Annotated in this window: 19 protein-coding genes; 10 read left to right on the top strand and 9 right to left on the bottom strand. The window is 40.9% G+C overall.

Annotated elements, in window-relative coordinates; all coding sequences use genetic code 11:
* Positions 1–61: 61 nt before the first annotated feature.
* Entirely contained in the window at positions 62–820 is a 759-nt protein-coding gene (locus KUL10_RS00405; RefSeq protein ID WP_110426937.1) for a molybdopterin-synthase adenylyltransferase MoeB, read from the bottom strand.
* A gap of 118 nt (positions 821–938) precedes the next feature.
* Here KUL10_RS00405 and KUL10_RS00400 point away from each other — a divergent pair, with 118 nt between their 5' ends.
* The 5 genes from KUL10_RS00400 to KUL10_RS00380 all read left to right on the top strand — a co-directional run bounded on the left by KUL10_RS00400 (position 939) and on the right by KUL10_RS00380 (position 4,844).
* Positions 939–1,406, top strand: coding sequence for a molybdenum cofactor biosynthesis protein MoaE (locus KUL10_RS00400; protein WP_110426936.1), 468 nt, complete (start codon positions 939–941; stop codon positions 1,404–1,406).
* Positions 1,407–1,481: 75 nt separating this feature from the next.
* Positions 1,482–2,894: a serine hydrolase domain-containing protein gene (locus tag KUL10_RS00395; RefSeq protein ID WP_110426935.1), complete on the top strand. Its 1,413-nt coding sequence runs from the start codon at positions 1,482–1,484 to the stop codon at positions 2,892–2,894.
* Between the two features lie 57 nt (positions 2,895–2,951).
* On the top strand, positions 2,952–3,515 hold the full coding sequence (locus KUL10_RS00390; protein WP_110426934.1) for a hypothetical protein: 564 nt from the start codon (positions 2,952–2,954) through the stop codon (positions 3,513–3,515).
* A 58-nt stretch (positions 3,516–3,573) separates the two neighbouring features.
* Entirely contained in the window at positions 3,574–3,891 is a 318-nt protein-coding gene (locus tag KUL10_RS00385) for an antibiotic biosynthesis monooxygenase (protein WP_110426933.1), read from the top strand.
* Between the two features lie 65 nt (positions 3,892–3,956).
* A complete protein-coding gene (locus KUL10_RS00380) occupies positions 3,957–4,844 on the top strand; it encodes a DMT family transporter (protein ID WP_110426932.1) in 888 nt (295 codons plus the stop codon).
* Positions 4,845–4,942: 98 nt separating this feature from the next.
* Here the strand turns inward: KUL10_RS00380 and KUL10_RS00375 are convergent, their stop codons facing one another.
* The 8 genes from KUL10_RS00375 to KUL10_RS00340 all read right to left on the bottom strand — a co-directional run bounded on the left by KUL10_RS00375 (position 4,943) and on the right by KUL10_RS00340 (position 10,990).
* A complete protein-coding gene (locus KUL10_RS00375) occupies positions 4,943–5,302 on the bottom strand; it encodes a hypothetical protein (RefSeq protein WP_110426931.1) in 360 nt (119 codons plus the stop codon).
* 79 nt (positions 5,303–5,381) lie between these two features.
* Positions 5,382–5,753 (bottom strand): MmcQ/YjbR family DNA-binding protein, encoded by a 372-nt coding sequence (locus KUL10_RS00370; RefSeq protein WP_110426930.1) that lies wholly within the window; start codon positions 5,751–5,753, stop codon positions 5,382–5,384.
* Between the two features lie 3 nt (positions 5,754–5,756).
* The gene (locus KUL10_RS00365; RefSeq protein WP_110426929.1) at positions 5,757–6,239 is read right to left on the bottom strand and encodes a GNAT family N-acetyltransferase; all 483 of its coding nucleotides are present in this window, start codon (positions 6,237–6,239) and stop codon (positions 5,757–5,759) included.
* Positions 6,240–6,249: 10 nt separating this feature from the next.
* Positions 6,250–6,594, bottom strand: coding sequence for a lactoylglutathione lyase (locus KUL10_RS00360; RefSeq protein WP_110426928.1), 345 nt, complete (start codon positions 6,592–6,594; stop codon positions 6,250–6,252).
* A 36-nt stretch (positions 6,595–6,630) separates the two neighbouring features.
* The gene (locus KUL10_RS00355; protein ID WP_110426927.1) at positions 6,631–7,788 is read right to left on the bottom strand and encodes a putative sulfate/molybdate transporter; all 1,158 of its coding nucleotides are present in this window, start codon (positions 7,786–7,788) and stop codon (positions 6,631–6,633) included.
* Positions 7,789–7,815: 27 nt separating this feature from the next.
* A complete protein-coding gene (gene glp, locus KUL10_RS00350) occupies positions 7,816–9,090 on the bottom strand; it encodes a gephyrin-like molybdotransferase Glp (protein WP_110426926.1) in 1,275 nt (424 codons plus the stop codon).
* Between the two features lie 218 nt (positions 9,091–9,308).
* Positions 9,309–10,235: an electron transfer flavoprotein subunit alpha/FixB family protein gene (locus tag KUL10_RS00345; RefSeq protein ID WP_110426925.1), complete on the bottom strand. Its 927-nt coding sequence runs from the start codon at positions 10,233–10,235 to the stop codon at positions 9,309–9,311.
* Entirely contained in the window at positions 10,235–10,990 is a 756-nt protein-coding gene (locus KUL10_RS00340; RefSeq protein ID WP_110426924.1) for an electron transfer flavoprotein subunit beta/FixA family protein, read from the bottom strand. Before KUL10_RS00340 ends, KUL10_RS00345 begins: the two co-directional genes overlap by 1 nt.
* Before the next feature lie 303 nt (positions 10,991–11,293).
* On the opposite strand from KUL10_RS00340, the gene KUL10_RS00335 reads away from it, so the two are divergent.
* The 5 genes from KUL10_RS00335 to KUL10_RS00315 all read left to right on the top strand — a co-directional run bounded on the left by KUL10_RS00335 (position 11,294) and on the right by KUL10_RS00315 (position 17,784).
* Complete coding sequence (locus tag KUL10_RS00335; RefSeq protein ID WP_110426923.1) at positions 11,294–12,937, top strand: electron transfer flavoprotein-ubiquinone oxidoreductase; 1,644 nt, start codon at positions 11,294–11,296, stop codon at positions 12,935–12,937.
* 12 nt (positions 12,938–12,949) lie between these two features.
* Complete coding sequence (locus tag KUL10_RS00330; RefSeq protein ID WP_110426922.1) at positions 12,950–13,729, top strand: alpha/beta fold hydrolase; 780 nt, start codon at positions 12,950–12,952, stop codon at positions 13,727–13,729.
* Positions 13,730–13,835: 106 nt separating this feature from the next.
* On the top strand, positions 13,836–14,057 hold the full coding sequence (locus KUL10_RS00325) for a DUF2788 domain-containing protein (RefSeq protein ID WP_110426921.1): 222 nt from the start codon (positions 13,836–13,838) through the stop codon (positions 14,055–14,057).
* 62 nt (positions 14,058–14,119) lie between these two features.
* Positions 14,120–14,644: a flavodoxin FldA gene (gene fldA / locus KUL10_RS00320; protein WP_110426920.1), complete on the top strand. Its 525-nt coding sequence runs from the start codon at positions 14,120–14,122 to the stop codon at positions 14,642–14,644.
* Between the two features lie 254 nt (positions 14,645–14,898).
* Positions 14,899–17,784 (top strand): M14 family metallopeptidase, encoded by a 2,886-nt coding sequence (locus tag KUL10_RS00315; RefSeq protein ID WP_110426919.1) that lies wholly within the window; start codon positions 14,899–14,901, stop codon positions 17,782–17,784.
* The last annotated feature ends 199 nt before the right edge of the window (positions 17,785–17,983 follow it).

Raw genomic sequence — 17,983 nt, 5'->3', positions numbered from 1 at the left:
CTGAAGTTAATGCTTAACTTTTCAATAAAATTGTTAATAGATGTTACAGGCTAATACACGATTAAAGAGTTGAATTTTTACAAGCGTGACAATTAGCCGCTCGGGTGACTTTAAACTCAGACCATTTGCTTGTCATTGCGTCGAATATCGAAAGCTTATTCGATTCAACATCACCATAAGTTGCGAGCAGTTTAATTGCTTGCAAGGCTTGCAGATTACCAATAACCCCAACGACTGGACTCAATATGCCAGACTCAGAACATGCCGCGTTTTGCTCAGTAAAAAACGAACTGATACATTCAAAACATGCAGAGTCTGTTTGCTTTGGCTCGTAAGTGAATAACTGCCCTTGCATCCTAATAGCCGCGCCACTGATAAGTGGGATGCGAGATTTTGCAGCAAATCGATTTATTTTAAGCCTGACTGCCATGTTATCAGTGCAATCTAAAATCAAGTCAATTCGAGCCCCATTAACGGCAGACATGTTTTCATCAAACTTATCAACCACACAATTAACCGTTGCTGGATAGTTTTGAGACAACAAACGGGCTTTTGCTTGCGTCGCTTTAGGCAAGCCAATATCAGCTTCACAGAATAATATCTGCCTAGACAGATTACTAAGCTGAACCGTATCGTGATCGACAATCGTTACTTCACCTACTCCTGCGGCACAAAGCGTTTGAGCGGCATAACAACCTAAACCGCCTACGCCAACAATCAGTACGTGCGCCCTCAGCAATTTCTCTTGACGAGCAAAATCAAAGCCTTCTAGATTTATCTGAGCTGCATACTTGATTGCATTTTTCGAGTCTATTTCCATAGCACCTAAGTTTATTCGCTCAATTTATGTGATGAAAAGTATATAATGAATAGACACTTAGCAACATTAGCTAGAACACTTAATTATAAAATTACGCGATATTAGGAAAACAAAGACCATGGACACTTCATTGAGTGTATCAATTCAAACCAATGATTTTGAACTTCATCAAGCCAATCAGGCCTTAGAAGCTTCGGCACAGAATATTAATCAAGTGGGTGCAATCGTCAGTTTTGTCGGTAAAGTCAGAGCGTTTTCAAAACAAAACAAACTCAGTGAAATGTACTTAGAACACTACCCAGGCATGACTGAAAAACAGCTTAACGACATTCTGCAACAAGCTAAGTCTCGCTGGCCGATCGCCAGTGCGAGTATTATTCATCGAATCGGCACATTAACACCCAATGAACAAATCGTATATGTCGGCGTCACATCAGCGCACAGAAAAGCCGCGTTTGAAGCTTGCGAATTTATTATGGACATACTCAAAACAACCGCTACTTTTTGGAAGAAAGAGCGTTTTGGAGAAAGTGAAGAATGGGTAGAGGCTAAGCAGAGTGATTATGAACAAGCGGGCAAGTGGTGATGCTTAGTGTTTATTATGTATTGCAAGAAATCTAGCTTACGATAAAAAAACAAACGACAACGGAGCGTCAACAAAATGATTCTGAATCTGACTTTAGTTTCAATCCTGTTTTTTTCAATTTGCACTTCTGTTTTTGCAAAGGAAAACGACCAAAACGTAAAGTCTTCAACTCTTCCTAAAATCGCACACGACATTGCAGTGCAATACGAAAATCTTGGATGGTTTTCAGGAAGTCTGCTAATAATGAAAGATGGTAAAGAAGTATTTTCATCTTCATATGGCTTGCAGAATATCGAAGAAAAAATACCTAATACGAGTCAAAGCCGATTTAACCTTGGTTCTATTATGAAAGACTTTACAAAGGTGCTGATTTTACAACAAATAGAAGAAGGCAAGCTCAGCTTGAACACTAAGCTCATTTCTTTTGATTTAGGCTTTAAACAGTCTTTTGTTGATGAAGTTACCATTGCACATCTTCTCAATCATAGTGCTGGGTTTGATGATATCTTTATTGCTGAATATCGCGAAAACCCACTTTCATTTGATACGCTAGACAAGAAGCTTGAGCTATTGATAGAAAAGCCACTTTTGTTTAAACCCGGCACTGATAATCAATATTCGAACTACGGGTATATAGTACTAGGTATCATTCTTGAAAAAGTTGCGGATAAGCCATTCGAAGAATTACTTAAAAACAAAATTTTCATTCCTGCGAAGATGGCATCTACAACATTAAAAGCTTCCAATTCATCTGAACATCAGTCAGTCAGATATGCCTATCAATATGACAACTCACTCAAAAAAGTAGGTGTTACTGAGCATCCTAGTCCCGATGGCGGCATTGAATCGACTGTTGCAGACGTACATCGATTTTATTATACCCTGTTTTATACCGATGAGTTACTGCAAATCTCTAACCGAAATAATCGCAAAATATTTGCTATGGATAACGCTCATTGGGGCGCGTATGGGGGTGGACTTGGCGTCAGTGCAGCAGTAGACATTGACCTATCGAGTGGTTATCAAGTAATAGTGCTCGCAAATACTGACAACTTGGTGGCGGAACTTATTTCTGGTCGAATACTGTCCTTTATCAAAAACGGAGACTATGAAGCAATTAGACAGTTGGAAAAAAACTTTGCCTTTGAGTTCTACAAAACTAAAGGTAAACACGAGTTTGCCACACACTTCAAACAGGCATATAGCGATAATGGCTACACACGGTTTATTGGTCGAACTATCAACGAACTCGGAATGGAACTGCTAAGAGATGATTTATTTACTGAGGCATTTGATATGTTCGAATATTTAGTGTCACTGTTTCCAGATGCACCGCAAGTATACGACAGCTTAGCCTTTGCGTATTTATCTAAGGGAGATAAGGAGACTGCACAAAAGACTTTCGGTCAGGCATTAGCAATCAAGTCCGATTTTAAAAGTGATTATGTAGCTGATAATTATAGTCACATTAATATGCGGGTTGATTGAACACGAGTAATTTCTTTCCAAAAACAGTATAACGCGAATTTTATTAAGAGAGTAAAGATGGACCTTTTCAAATACTTAGAAAAAATACAGAATATTTTTGACCTTCTTCCCTCCAAGTATATGCTTTTAAATGGAAACATTGAGAAAAACTTAAAATTTTACTGCGGGATGATGATCGAAAGCGATCAAGGTCCGACTTCCTACGTCATGGATAAAAAAATACAAGGTCACGAAATAGATCTTTTAGCATTCTTAGATTCAGAATGTTTAAACGCATCTGAGTTCAAATGCACATTTGCTTCCGATAGACGTTCAACTCTGACTAGCGCAAACGATGCGATAAAGAAAATTCAAAAAACAGTCGAAGTATCAAGCCTAAGTATGGCCAACAAGCAAATTATTCATTTCCTTAACAAGTCAGATCCTTGTAGCTCAACGAACTTAAATCCAGATTGGATAAAGAGTAAATACCCTACAAATCAACAATTATCAACTGAGACTCTTATCGAGCAATATAAAAAGCACCTTGGAACTCAGCTACAAAACAGTAGATTTATTACTTATAATTTCGCCGACAACGCCTTGGCACTAGACGTCATAGTTGTGGATATCGCCCGATAAACCGAGTTGATGTAATTATTAATTAAGTAAAAATAAACAAACGCCAAGGAGCAAAATATTGATTGCAAAAACCCCAAAGCCCCCTTACTACGCAGTTATATTCACCTCTATAAAATCTGAGCAAACAGATGGCTACGCTGAAACTGCAAAGCGTATGGTCGAATTAGCATCAAAACAAAAAGGATTTTTAGGCTATGAATCTGCTCGAGAAGAGCTTGGTATTACTGTATCGTATTGGTCAGATTTGGCTTCGATAAAAGCTTGGAAAGCAAACAGTGAGCATTTAGCTGCTCAAAAACAAGGACGTCTTTCATGGTATGATTGCTTTAAGGTAAGAATTTCAAAGGTCGAGCGTGAATATGGCGACCACATTTAACCGCACATAAAAACGAAGTATTCTTTGCACAATAACATCCTACACCAACTTTTATCCCTTAGGAGATGAACATAAATAACGTAAAAGGGATAGCGCTCATGATAGGCGCAATGGCTGGGTTCGCAGTGTCTGACGCCTTTATTAAGGTATTGACGCAAACCTTACCTGCGGGACAGATTTTAATAGTCTCAGGACTATTAGGGTTTATCTTTCTATTTGGTATCGCTCATCTAAAAAAACGGTCTCTAACTGGCTACTTTCTTCGCTTACCCATATTTTGGATGCGTCTTGCATCTGATATGTTTTCAGCTACTTTTATCGTAGCTGCACTTGTGATTACTGATTTATCATTGGTATCTGCGGTAATGCAATGTTCTCCGTTAATTGCTGCATTACTGGCATCACGATTGTTAGGTGAGTCTCTTTCTGTAACAAAAGTATGCGCAATCCTTGTTGGTTTGTTTGGTGTGTTAATCATTTTAAAACCGTGGAGTGCTGAAGTAGAAATCGGTGCACTATTGGCCCTACTTGGCTCTGTATCTATAGCACTTCGAGATGTGCTCACCCGAAAAATGCCAAAAGATATTCCCAGTACTGTGTTAATAACCTACGGTTATCTTGCGCTTGCGCCCGGTGGTTTAATGGTATTTTTACTCAAGCCCGAAGTATCTGAAATTAGCAATCAAGACGCCTTTTTAATTTTTGGCGCCGCGGTATCAGGCATGATTGCCTACGTGATGATCACCATCTCAGCAAGAACAGCCGAAATCGTTGCTATTGCTCCGTTTAGATATTCAAGGTTGTTATTTGCAATGCTTATCGGTGTTTTTATTTTTGGAGAAAGTCTGGAAACATCAGCGCTTGTTGGGGCCAGTTTGGTGATAGGCTCAGGACTTTACATATTCTTGCAAGAGGCATACAAGAAACAGCGTTTAAAAAGCCTTAAGCAATAAAGGGGAAATGTTCAATCATCCTACTTTTTAAGGCCTATTAACTGCTTTTTAACGCAATTACCTTTTCGTTAGCCAATGCACACCACTTAGCTTTTAGATTAATCGATTTGACTACACTCTGCCTCTGTTTTAGAAATAGGGGTAATTACGAAGTTAACAAAATATTCATTTGGTAGGACTTTACCACACCCACCTTTGAGCTCTTCACCGCCCTCAAACACTATTTCATAACGGTACATAGTCTCTATTTGCCTGACACCGCGATAAATTTGAATCGATTGCTTAGGAGCAACACTCGAAAAACTGAGTCTATTCTTACCCATATAGACATAGGCTTTTTTGATTGGCGAAGAAGTTTTGTTCACGATTGTGACGCTTGGGGCCGCCCAAAAATAAGTTTTGTACCCCCCGTAAGCAAGGCCACCGACGACAATGATAAGTATTAAGAGCTTCTTCATATTAACCTCAAGTAACAACCAAGCGATATGTTTATTGGTTTTTCATGTATTTACTGTATCTTTAAAATTTCTAAAAACTTTAGTCATCTTCTAAAGAAATACCAAACTCAACACGCTTTTTCTTCGATAGGCCCTGACAAACTAATTTGTAAGATGCATCGATGTAATAACGCAACTCTTCATCCAAGGTTTCACTTTGTTCTATTTGTTGAATCCACTTCATCCCGCGACTCGCCATGTAAGGAGCGGGTATGTAGCTTTCATGGTGCGATAGAAAGTCAAAATTTAGAGGCGATGTTTTGAATGTGTATGCCGGAGTGCCTTGTTTGGTTACAGTGCCCAAAGCAAACACTTTTCCGGCAACTTTCCACACATGCGACCCGCCCCACTGTTGGACATAAGTCGTCGCCATAAATTCGGAACAAAATTGATTAAACTGTTCGTGAGTCATTTTTCACTCTAACGCTTTATACATAATAAATGCATCAATAAAACCCAAAGATGGGTGGTTAAATGCGTTTGGCAAGGTCCCAACGCTTTTAAAACCAAGTTTATGCCATAGAGTAATCGCGTTTGTATTGCTAGAAACCACAAAATTAAACTGCATTGCACGGTATCCTAATGAAATTGCTTGTAGTTGAGAGTGTTCACACATTTGACGAGCAATTCCCTTACCTCTCGCATTTTCGGAAACCATATACCCACAATTGCAGACATGCGCACCGGGCCCAGCTTGATTCGTCTTTAAATAATAGGTGCCTAATACTTCGTTACCTTGCACGTAAACATAGGTTTTGCGAGGCAAGCTCATCCATAACTCAAAAGCATTTTGCTTATTTATATCTGGATCGAAAGCATAGGTATTACCTAGTCTAACAACCTCTTTAAAGATAGGCCAAATGTCGTCCCAGTCGTTTTCTTTTGCTTCTCTAATCATTGTCGGCTTTTTATTTGTTCAGTTGGGTCATATGCAGTAATTCACCACTTGGGCCCCAAAGATAGAACACTCTTCCCCAATGCTCATTTGAAATATCGCTAATTTTGCTTTTGTGCTGACTTTTACGGCACAGCTCAAAGGCTGTTTGAATATCTTCAACGCAAATCTGAAGCATGAAGTTTTCAGCCAGTGCTTCTTGATAGAAGTTTTGCAAGAAAAATAGGCATTCGCCATTTTGAAACAACGCTAATTCGTCATTAACGGGCATCAATTCAAAGCCAATTTCTGTATAAAACTGCTTGGATTTTTCAAAATTCTTGCTCGGTATAAATGCTTTTATATCGCTTACTTGCATTTTCGTCTCCTTTTGACCGTATAAGGATCTGTTGCCTTATTTTAAATTTGATTTATCTTTTTGCTTGAACAACCAAAACAACGAGAGGCATAAAATCCCAACCACAAAACCAACCAGCGTATTAACAAATACAATGCCTGCAACCGTTGCGGCAAATACCCATAAGTTAAGCTGTTGTCTTTCAGACCAAGCAGATTTACAAAGTGACAGACCCGCTACAATCAATAGTGGCGCGAGAACAGACTTTGGATAAACGCTCATCGCTTGAATTAAAAAACCAGTAAATAACAAGGCTAGTATTATCTTGATCATCCCTAACATAACAATACTTCCACCAGTACGAGCACCAAATTGATATTGAGCGGCTAGCCCTGAAGCACCATGGCACATTGGCAGTGCGCCAAATGGTGAACAAACGATATTCATCCAAGCCACACTTGATGCCATTTTGTCCGTGCCAATTGCGTTTTTAGGAAAATAATCGGCGCTTAAGGCACAAATCGCGATGACTGAGTTGAGTAAAGTCAGCGGAAGCTGTGGAAGTACTGCGTACCAAAATGAATAGGCGACGTCGTTTGCTTGCGGAAAGCTCAAAGTTTTAAAATGATATTGAAATGACTGATAGCTTGAATCGTCGTAATTGAGAGCATGAGTAAGTCCCACATATAACAAGCCTAACGAAACGATAAACAGTAAAACGGGAAACTTTGACTTTAGACTTAACAACAACACGAGCAAGATGACGATTGCACTTAAACTAGTATCAAACCATGAAAACCCTGCACCAGAACCAATAAAAGCCATTTCACTTACCCATTCAAAAGCAAGTAATATCAGTTTTAAACCCACCCCAACTTGTATACCGCGAATTAAAACTTTTGGCACTTTATCAACAACACATCGCAACCAGCCAGTGTGAGCGAGCAAAAGTAAAATTACCCCCATAAGCAAACCAGACGCCATTAATTGCGATTGGTTGAGGCCATCTGCAATCGCGACAGCCGCTATTGCTTTCATAGGCTGAACAGGGATGGGTTGATTAAATAGAAAACCCGTTGCAATGTTCATTGCACCTGCGGCAATTAATACAACGCCAATATGCATATCAGTACTAATACATACCGCCAGCACGATTGGGATAAACAGACCTAAGTCACCCAGCGAACCCGACAATTCACGTAAGTTAAAACGCATTTTATAAAGCGGATAAACGTTCAAGGTCTAGATATCAGAAAAAAGTTGAATATTGACAATTTCACCCGCATCCATTTTTCCATTATCTTGGGGTAAAATCACATAACAATTAGCAAAGGCAATTGAACTTAAAACGCCAGAATTTTGCTTTGGCATCGGCTTAACCAACAATTCACCTTTTTCATTTGTATAGGCAATACCGCGCTGAAAATCAGTGCGCCCAGCTCGCTTAAAAAAGGTTTTGGCTAATACCGCCTTGTGAGTCGCAATTGCGGTATTCAAACTACCAGACAGATGCCTTAATGCAGCAAGCGCTATTTGCTGAAAGGTAACAACTGAAGACACGGGATTACCCGGAAGCCCAATAAAATGAGCATTACCTAGTTGTCCAAAAGCAAGTGGTTTGCCGGGTTTCATTGCAATTTTCCAAAACCCAACTGTGCCTAATTCGTCTAACACATCCTTGGTATAATCAGCCTCGCCGACCGAGACGCCGCCAGAACTTAACAATACATCAACTTCTTTTGATGCTTTTAAAAAGCAGGTTTTAATAAGTTCTCTATCGTCTTTTAATACGCCATAGTTTTGAACATCAAAGCCTTTATCACGCAGCAAAGCTTCAAGCACAAAACGATTACTATCATAAATCTCTCCCGCCTTAAGTGTGCTTCCGGGTTGCATCAACTCATCGCCGGTTGACACAATTCCAACACTGATTTTTTTGTACACCAAGGTTTTTTCGATACCTAAAGATGCGAGCAAGCCCAAATCTATTGGCTTAATTAAGTGGCCTTTGTGAAACACTAGTGAGTTTTCAGCAATGTCTTCTCCCGCTCTGCGAACAGCAAGCCCTGATTTTGGGATAGAAGTAAAACTCACTTTGCTTGCCAAACTATTATCACGTTCAGCATTTTCTTGCATAATGACTGCGTCTGCGCCTTTAGGAAGTACTCCGCCAGTCATTATTCGAACACATTCGTATTCTGATATTTTTCCTTGAAATGGTTCGCCAGCAAACGCGGTGCCGACAATTGTGAAGTGTTTCACTTCTGCATTTTCGCTAAAGTCTTCACTTCTTACTGCATACCCATCCATCGCAGAATTGTCAAAAGGCGGAACATTGATGGGAGAACTAATATCATTTGCTAATACTCGATTAACTAGGTTTGGCAACTCAACTAATTCGGTCTCTGTAACAGGCTTGATTGAATCAAAAATCACTGATAATGCTGTTTCAACAGTTAATAAACCCTGTGTTAACGCTGGAGAATCACATGAAAGGGTTTGGCCTTTTGATGACATTAAAAAGATCCTTGTTTGATTGATGTTGAACTACGCTTTTACCTTGCCGCTAACTTATGCTGCACATTGCGTGTTCGAAACGCTTTAATAAAGACTTACGCAAACAAAAAAGCCGCTGAGGGGAAACCTCAGCGGCTTAAAATATATCATAACGCTTTATTTTAACTAGTTTTTATTCAACATTGAACGTGAATGATGAATAAAAACGTCAGTAAAATTTAAAGTGCACCTTCTAGCTCAGGAAGTACAGTGAACAAATCACCCACTAAACCATAATCTGCAACCGAGAATATTGGAGCTTCTTCGTCTTTATTAATCGCAACAATGACTTTAGAGTCTTTCATACCTGCAAGATGCTGAATCGCGCCAGAAATACCGACTGCGATATAAAGCTGTGGCGCCACGATTTTACCCGTTTGCCCTACTTGCATATCATTTGGCACAAAGCCGGCATCAACAGCTGCTCTAGAGGCACCGATCGCAGCCCCCAGTTTATCAGCAATGCCATTAAGTAGCGCAAAATTATCACCATTTTGCATACCACGGCCACCTGAAATGATAACCTCAGCAGCGGTAAGCTCTGGACGTTCGGACTCGGTTAACTCAGCCGACACATAAGATGACTTATCAGACGCGATGGCATTGTCGATTGACACAACTTCTGCACTGCCGTCGTTGGCTGCAGCATCAAACGAAGCGGCACGTACTGTGACGACTTTTTTGTTATCAGATGACTGAACAGTTGCGATAGCATTACCTGCATAGATAGGACGCACAAACGTGTCGTCTGATTCTACTTTAATAATGTCTGAAATTTGAGCAACATCTAAGAGTGCTGCAACGCGTGGCATAAAGTTTTTGCCTGTTGTGGTAGCCGCAGCAAAGATATGCGAGTAATCACCGCTTAATTCGATCACTAAATCAGCAATATTTTCTGGCAATTGATGTTCGTAAACTGCGTTATCTGCAACTAATACTTTGCTGACACCTGATACTTTAGCAGCGGCTTGTGCAACATCTGCACAGCTAGTGCCTGCAACAAGGACTACTACATCATCTGATGCACCCAAAGCAGCGGTTACTAACTTATTAGTTTCTGGTTTTAATGTGCTGTTATCGTGTTCTGCATATACTAAAACTGTCATTAGATCACCTTCGCTTCATTTTTTAACTTTTCGACCAACTCGGCAACATCTGCCACTTTTACACCACCACTGCGTTGAGCTGGCGCTTCAACCTTCAATGTTTTCACACTGGATTCAATGCTAATACCAAACTCACTCACCGGCTTCACATCAAGGGGCTTTCTCTTTGCTTTCATAATATTAGGCAAAGAAGCATAGCGAGGCTCATTCAAGCGAAGATCTGTGGTAACTACTGCAGGTAATGACAATGCAACTGTTTGCAAACCGCCATCGATTTCGCGAGTTACATTAACCTTACCGTCAGCAACATTAACTTCAGAAGCAAAAGTACCTTGAGGCATACCAGTTAAAGCTGCGAGCATTTGACCTGTTTGGTTATTATCTGAGTCGATAGACTGTTTACCAAGAATGACTAAATCCGGTGATTCAGCTTCCACCACTTTTTGTAATAACTTGGCAACTTGCAATGAATCAACCACTGCACCCGCCTCAGTTTCAATATGAATACCGCGATCAGCACCTAAGGCTAAACCCGTGCGAATTTGTTCTTGCACCGCCTTGTCGCCTACAGACACGACAACTACTTCTGTTGCGACGCCTTTTTCCTTCAAGCGAATAGCTTCTTCAATCGCGATTTCACAAAATGGATTAATCGCCATTTTCACGTTATTCAAATCCACGCCACTATTATCAGGCTTAACTCGTACTTTTACGTTGTAATCTATTGCCCGTTTGACCGGAACTAAAATCTTCATAATCACCCCTTCTCGCGGCATTTAAATAAAAAATTGCTTGTCATAAACAAATACTATTCGTACTTGGCGCGCTTTCGTTCCATTATAAATACATCGTCATAGCATATTTTAAAGATAGACGGTGAATTCAAAAAGTGAACAGGAATTTACTTGCAGTTGACGTAAACGTCAACCTAGATTACCTTTGCCGCCAATAGAATATGATCTTTATTGGAACATTGATTTTACAAGAATTTGACAACAAGTCGTATTCGAATTACTAATACCTGACTATAACTGGTCTGATTTGTACGGGAGTTTATAATGGAAAGAGAAGTCATGGAGTTTGATGTTATCGTAGTTGGAGCAGGTCCTTCAGGGCTCTCAACTGCCTGTAAACTAAAGCAATTAGCAAACGAAAACAATCAAGAATTAAACGTTTGCGTGCTTGAAAAAGGCTCCGAAGTTGGCGCTCATATCTTGTCAGGCGCAGTATTTGAGACACGAGCCTTAGATGAATTATTCCCCGATTGGAAAGAAAAAGGCGCGCCTTTGAGCACTGAGGTGACTGAAGATCATATTTATCTGCTCAAAAATGAAACAAGCGCGACCAAACTTCCAAATATCATTACGCCAAAAACCATGCATAACAAAGGGAATTATATCGCAAGTATGGCCAATATGTGTCGCTGGCTTGCTGAACAAGCTGAATCGCTTGGCGTAGAGGTTTTCCCGGGCTTTGCTGCTGCGAATGTTCATTACAACGAAGACGGTAGCGTCGGCGGTGTGATCACCGGTGATATGGGCGTATCAGAATCAGGTGAGGAAAAAGATGGTTACATGCCCGGCATGTTACTTACCGCAAAATATACCGTATTTGCAGAAGGTTGCCGTGGGCATTTGGGTAAACAAATTATGGAAAAATTTGAACTTACCAAAGATTCCTCACCGCAACATTATGCCATCGGGTTTAAAGAAATTTGGGATGTTCCACCTGAGCAACACCAAGAAGGATTGGTGGTTCATACGGCTGGTTGGCCGTTAAATGATGCGACGGGGGGGAGCTATCTCTATCACGCAGAAAACAATCAAGTGTTTGTCGGTTTGATTGTTGATTTAAACTATGAAAACCCTCACCTCAGCCCGTTTGACGAGTTTCAGCGCTTGAAGCATCATCCCGTTATTGCTGATACGCTAAAAGGCGGAAAACGCGTAACGTATGGTGCACGTGCAATCGCTAAAGGCGGTTTTCAATCATTGCCTAAAATGCATTTTCCTGGCGGCTTATTAGTGGGTTGCGACGCGGGCACACTCAACTTCTCAAAAATAAAAGGCAACCACACTGCTATGAAGTCAGGCTTAATAGCGGCCGAAACGATATTTGCAGAAATAGCAAAAGAAACGCCACAAGCTGATTTAACTAGTTTTGCAGACAACTTTAAAGCCTCTTGGCTCTATGACGAATTATACCGTTCAAGAAACTTTGGTGCTGCAATTCACAAGTTTGGTACCTTTGGCGGTGGCGTATTTAACACGCTTGACCAGAATATATGTGGCGGTAAACTTCCTGTTAGTCTTGAAGATTCAACACCAGACCACGTGACCTTGAAGAACGCTTCTGACATGCCAACAATCAGCTATCCTAAGCCTGATGGTGTTTTGAGTTTTGACAAGTTATCGTCAGTGTTTTTATCAAATACAAATCACGAAGAAGACCAACCTTGCCATCTTGTACTAAAAGACAAGTCGATCCCAATTCAAATAAACTTGCCAAAATACGATGAGCCGGCCCAACGTTACTGTCCAGCAGGCGTATACGAGATAGTCGAAACAGAAGGTGAAAAAACATTACAAATCAACGCTCAAAATTGCGTTCATTGTAAAACCTGTGATATTAAAGACCCCAACCAAAATATCAATTGGGTGGTGCCGGAAGGTGCTGGTGGTCCTAATTATCCAAACATGTAAAAAGAGTACTGGATGACACTGTTATATTCGCAATCTTACGGCAAGCTAGAAAAAAGCAAGCCAAGTTTAGTGCTCGTCCATGGCTTATTTGGAAATAGCGACAACTTGTCGGTGATTAGACGCCATTTTGAAGATCACATGCATGTATTGAGTGTGGATTTACCTGATCATGGTAAGTCCCCTCGCACGCAAATATGGTCGTTTCAAAATGCGGCTGAACAGTTAGTCGCGACGATTAGAAATGCAGGTATCGAAAAGGCCTATTTAGTGGGGCATTCACTGGGTGGCAAAGTCAGTATGCTAGCGGCTCATTTGGATAGCACGTTATTCGATAATGTAGCAGTTTTAGACATTGCGCCAGTGAAGTATGGTATACGCCACACAAACGTGTTAAACGGGCTTGGAAACGTAGATTTAAGTAAGTTGACGGGTCGCAAGCAAGCACAAGAAAAAATGGCTAAATATATTGTAGAGCCTGGTGTTATAGCCTTTTTATTAAAAAGTCTTTATCAAGACGAAGATAAAAATTGGAAGTGGCGCTTTAATTTACCTTTATTAGAGCGTGATTATCACATCCTGATTGATTGGCCATTTAATGGCGTTCTCTTTGAAGGTGACATTACCTTTGTCAAAGGTGCCAACTCTGATTATATTTTACCTGAGCATCAATCTACAATTCTTGAGCAATTTCCAAAGGCAAAGGCGAAAATTGTGCCTGCTGGGCACTGGCTGCATGCAGAAAAAACACAACTTGTTAATACCTTGTTAAGCCGCGTATTACTTGACAACTAAGCGTGACGTTTAATAACAAATTAAAGTCATTTTTAGCTTGCTTATTCTTCAATTAAGAGCGTTATTTTGATACTATCCGCGCTCAAAATTGAAGCCGAGGCTAAAAATGAGTCCAGAGACTTACCAACATATCGAAGCAATCGTGATGAATATATCACTGGTTGTGCTATTCGGTTTGATGGGCATGGCAGTGCATGATGTGCTTAAAAAGAACAAAGTACCGATGATCGGTCGAGTGGTCGCATACGGGGTACTAGGCTTGGGTGCCTTAGGTTTTCTTGCCAAAGGTATTATACAAGTATTTTATTTATCGGCTGGCGTTTCATAAATAAACATTCTGAATAATTCAGAAATAAAGTGAAGCGTTCGCATTAGTTGACGAGGTGGTAAATGGCAAGTGTAGGGCTATTTTTTGGCAGTGATACTGGTAACACAGAGCACGTTGCAAAGATGATTCAGAAAGAGCTAGGTAAGCAACTGATCGACGTGCACGATATTGCTAAAAGCAGCAAAGAGCAAATCGCTGAATATGACTTATTGATCTTCGGCATCCCTACATGGTACTACGGCGAAGCTCAGTGTGATTGGGATGATTTCTTCCCAGACTTAGAAGAAATTGATTTTGAAGACAAACTAGTCGCGATTTTTGGCTGCGGTGATCAAGAAGACTATGCAGAGTACTTTTTAGACGCAATGGGCATGGTACGAGATATTGTTGAGCCAAAAGGCGCGATTCTTGTCGGTCAATGGTCAACTGAAGGTTATGATTTCGAAGCGTCTAAAGGCATGGCCGACGATGATCACTTCGTAGGTTTAGGTATTGATGAAGATCGTCAGCCCGAACTTACTGAAGAGCGCGTCAAAGCTTGGTGTAAGCAGATTGATGAAGAACTATGTTTGGCCGAGTTAGCATAAACAATAACTAATCAGTTAGAACAAAGCGGGTGCACCTATTTGGTACACCCGCTTTGTTATGTCTATCCTTTTTTTACTACCAAGGCTTTTTTATTTTAGGGTCATTGTGTACTCTTATTGGAACTCTCATTATATTAATGATGAGAATTAACTCTTTGCCACTATCGTTCCTCACGAAAATTAGAGTTAAATCAATTCAAAAACGACAGAAAATATAATTAAAACAATAAAGACAAACCAACAAGGAAAGCACCATGAAATTCATCAACGCTAATACGTTGAAAAATAGCTTAGTCGCGCTTGCGCTTAGCAGTGCCATAGGCTTATCTGCCAATGCTGGGGTTATCATGAAACCCACCTACTCTGCTGATATTGATTATCAAGTTTCGATGTTGACAGGCGAATATTCTGATTCGATTACACACCCTGATCAAATAATTGGCTTTGAAGTGGGTCATCGCGTCGCTTCGCCAGCCGAGATATCGAAAGCAATTGAAGTATGGAAAACGCAATCAGACAGAATGAAGGTTGTTGAATACGCAAAAAGCCATGAAGGTCGGCCCTTGTATGCGATATATATGTCAACTCCTGAGAATCTAGCAAAACTAGACGATATCAACAAAGACATTACTGCCTTATCAGATTCCAGAAAAACCAGCGATGCTCAAGCTCAAGCGATTATTGATCGACTGCCTGCAACTGCATGGATGGCGTATTCAATTCATGGCAATGAAACCTCTGGTGCTGATGCGGCCTTAGCCGCTATATATCACTTGGCGGCAGATCAAAGCAAAGCAACCACTGATTTATTAGACGACATGATCATCGTGATAGATCCGATGATGAATCCAGATGGGCGGTCTCGCTTTTCTAAATCACTCGAACAATATCGAGGAACGGCGCCTAATGTAGATGATCAATCCTTATTGCACAGAGGCGATTGGCCTTTTGGACGATCAAACCACTACTTTTTTGATCTAAATAGAGATTTCTTTTACTTAACACAACCTGAAACCAGAGGCCGTGTTGAGTTGATTAATAAATTCAGGCCTCAACTGATGATTGATGGCCATGAAATGGGGGCACAAGATACCTATTTGTTTGGGCCAGCAAGAGAACCCAAGAATTTTAACTTATCGCCTGCTGTTAAAAAATGGGCGCAAACATTCTCAGTCGAACAAGGCACAGCTTTTGATAAAAAGGGCTGGCGTTACTACACAGGTGAATGGTTTGAAAACCTCTACCCCGGTTATTCAAACTACGCTGAGTATCGTGGCTCAACTCACATTTTATATGAGCAAAGCCGCATGGCGGAAGATGGTGTAAGACGTCCTGAAGGCACCGTGCAAACCTATAAAGAATCGGTTCATCACCAGTTTGTATCAACGATTGCAAACCTTGAAAGCTTAGCGCGCTACTCAAAAGATATGTATAAGGACTATTGGCAAGATCGAAAGAGTGTCTTAGGTTCAAACAGTCGTTACTCAAAACAAAGTTTTGTTGTACTGGCCAATGAAAATCACAGCCGAACACAAAGACTGGTTGATATTCTGCAGGCTCAAGATATTGAAGTTTATCAAGCCACTAGCATTTTTAAAGTAAAGAAAGCGAAGAACCACTTAGGACAAGTGCTCGACACCACTGTACCTGAGGGCAGTTTGGTGATTCCCAATAAGCAACCCGAAGCCAGATTATTGGCAGCAATCATGGAGTTTGATGCGGGTATCTTACCTGAAGTCATTATGGAAGAGCGCCAAAAAGTACTTCGTGAAGGCCGATCGGTGATGTATGACACCACGGCATGGAATCTCACCATGATGTATGGACTTGAAGCACTGACCGTTCCTCAAAACATCACTAAAAATATTACTGAGTACACGGCAGCAGCGATTACACAAAGTGATATCGATACCAACGCTATCGCTTGGTCAGTGTCTGGTGCCGATGACAAATCTCTAGCCTTTGCCGCAAGACTCATGGAACAAGGTGTGATTGTGCGTGCCGTCGATAAAGCGACTCAGCTAGGCAATGTGAGTGTTGGACGAGGAGATATCGTTGTCACTGTGACAGATAACGTTAAGCTAGCAAACTACCTCGATATCGTTAATCAAACCAAAGATGAACTTGGCCTAAATGTATCTTCTATCACGACAGGCTATGGCACAGGCGAGATGCCAGAATGGGGCGGCGACCACTTTGTTCTGCTCTCAAAACCGCAACTAGCAATAGTGACACAAAGCGGCGTAAGTAGCTTAGATGCTGGTTCTACTTGGTATAGCGTCGATAGTAACTTGGGTATCAGACATTCGCACATTGGCCTATCTGATATTGCTCGTACAGACTTACGCAGATACAACGTATTAGTGATGCCATCAGCTTGGCGCGTTAGCGAAGCAGTCGTCAATAAAGTTAAATCGTGGGTTCAAGAAGGCGGTACTTTAATTGCGCATGACAATTCAAGTGCAGCACTAATTGGCAAAAATGGACTTAGTCGTATCAAAGCAGTATCAGATATTTTTGAAGAGGCCGGTGACTATAATTTAGCTTTACATCGCAGACTATTGGCGGAATCTCCTGTCTATAAAACTGAGCAGATCAAAACTAACAAATTAGTCACTGATGTCACTTACCCTTGGACGAGCACACCAAAACCACTTAAGAAAGATGAACTTGAAAAGCGTGATGAATGGCAAAAATTATTCATGCCTTCAGGTGCCATGGTGGCGGGTAACGTAGACCAGCAACACTGGTTAAGCTTTGGCGTTAATCCTGTATTGCCACTCTTGTACAGCGATCAGCCTGTTATGATCGCCCCCCAAAATGCGGAAGTGGTAGTAAGCGTTGGTGTTTATCAAGATAAAAAAGGTAAAACTGAAGCTGCTGATGAAGCATTTGCTTGGTATACATTGCCTGAGAACAAAGATTTGTATGTGCGTATGAGTGGCCTGTTATGGCCTGAAGCCGCTCAACGCATTGCAAACTCAGCTTACCTAACACGTGAGCGTCTAGGGAACGGCCAAGTAATTCTATTTTCTGGACAACCTAATTTCCGTGGCGCGGCCTTAGGTACTAACCGCTTGCTGCTTAACGCAATTGTGTTGGGGCCTGGCATGGGGACTCGGTTGAATATTGATTTGTAAGTTAAAACTAGGTTGGGGTATAAGCCTCAACCTTTTCGTCTTAATTATTATAGACTTTTCAAAATTAACAAAGCGCTCCGTAAGTTTTATTCAGCTTTTGCCAGATAGACCTTTTCCCTTTATAAAACCGCTTTTCGGCATCCTTGCCCGCTTCTGATTCTACGTCCTTGTGGCATAAGATTTTATAAAGGGAAAAGGT

This window comes from Glaciecola sp. KUL10 (assembly GCF_003203515.1).
GTDB lineage: Bacteria > Pseudomonadota > Gammaproteobacteria > Enterobacterales > Alteromonadaceae > Glaciecola.
The sequence above is the reverse complement of the archived record's forward strand: the minus strand, read 5'-3'. Positions and strand labels throughout refer to the sequence as shown.

Bases quoted from the DNA above. Each gene is read 5' to 3' on its own strand.
- KUL10_RS00405 (WP_110426937.1), bottom strand. From the start codon at position 820: ATGGAAATAGACTCGAAAAATGCAATCAAGTATGCAGCTCAGATAAAT.
- KUL10_RS00400 (WP_110426936.1), top strand. From the start codon at position 939: ATGGACACTTCATTGAGTGTATCAATTCAAACCAATGATTTTGAACTT.
- KUL10_RS00395 (WP_110426935.1), top strand. From the start codon at position 1,482: ATGATTCTGAATCTGACTTTAGTTTCAATCCTGTTTTTTTCAATTTGC.
- KUL10_RS00390 (WP_110426934.1), top strand. From the start codon at position 2,952: ATGGACCTTTTCAAATACTTAGAAAAAATACAGAATATTTTTGACCTT.
- KUL10_RS00380 (WP_110426932.1), top strand. From the start codon at position 3,957: ATGAACATAAATAACGTAAAAGGGATAGCGCTCATGATAGGCGCAATG.
- KUL10_RS00375 (WP_110426931.1), bottom strand. From the start codon at position 5,302: ATGAAGAAGCTCTTAATACTTATCATTGTCGTCGGTGGCCTTGCTTAC.
- KUL10_RS00370 (WP_110426930.1), bottom strand. From the start codon at position 5,753: ATGACTCACGAACAGTTTAATCAATTTTGTTCCGAATTTATGGCGACG.
- KUL10_RS00365 (WP_110426929.1), bottom strand. From the start codon at position 6,239: ATGATTAGAGAAGCAAAAGAAAACGACTGGGACGACATTTGGCCTATC.
- KUL10_RS00360 (WP_110426928.1), bottom strand. From the start codon at position 6,594: ATGCAAGTAAGCGATATAAAAGCATTTATACCGAGCAAGAATTTTGAA.
- KUL10_RS00355 (WP_110426927.1), bottom strand. From the start codon at position 7,788: ATGCGTTTTAACTTACGTGAATTGTCGGGTTCGCTGGGTGACTTAGGT.
- glp (WP_110426926.1), bottom strand. From the start codon at position 9,090: ATGTCATCAAAAGGCCAAACCCTTTCATGTGATTCTCCAGCGTTAACA.
- KUL10_RS00345 (WP_110426925.1), bottom strand. From the start codon at position 10,235: ATGACAGTTTTAGTATATGCAGAACACGATAACAGCACATTAAAACCA.
- KUL10_RS00340 (WP_110426924.1), bottom strand. From the start codon at position 10,990: ATGAAGATTTTAGTTCCGGTCAAACGGGCAATAGATTACAACGTAAAA.
- KUL10_RS00335 (WP_110426923.1), top strand. From the start codon at position 11,294: ATGGAAAGAGAAGTCATGGAGTTTGATGTTATCGTAGTTGGAGCAGGT.
- KUL10_RS00330 (WP_110426922.1), top strand. From the start codon at position 12,950: ATGACACTGTTATATTCGCAATCTTACGGCAAGCTAGAAAAAAGCAAG.
- KUL10_RS00325 (WP_110426921.1), top strand. From the start codon at position 13,836: ATGAGTCCAGAGACTTACCAACATATCGAAGCAATCGTGATGAATATA.
- fldA (WP_110426920.1), top strand. From the start codon at position 14,120: ATGGCAAGTGTAGGGCTATTTTTTGGCAGTGATACTGGTAACACAGAG.
- KUL10_RS00315 (WP_110426919.1), top strand. From the start codon at position 14,899: ATGAAATTCATCAACGCTAATACGTTGAAAAATAGCTTAGTCGCGCTT.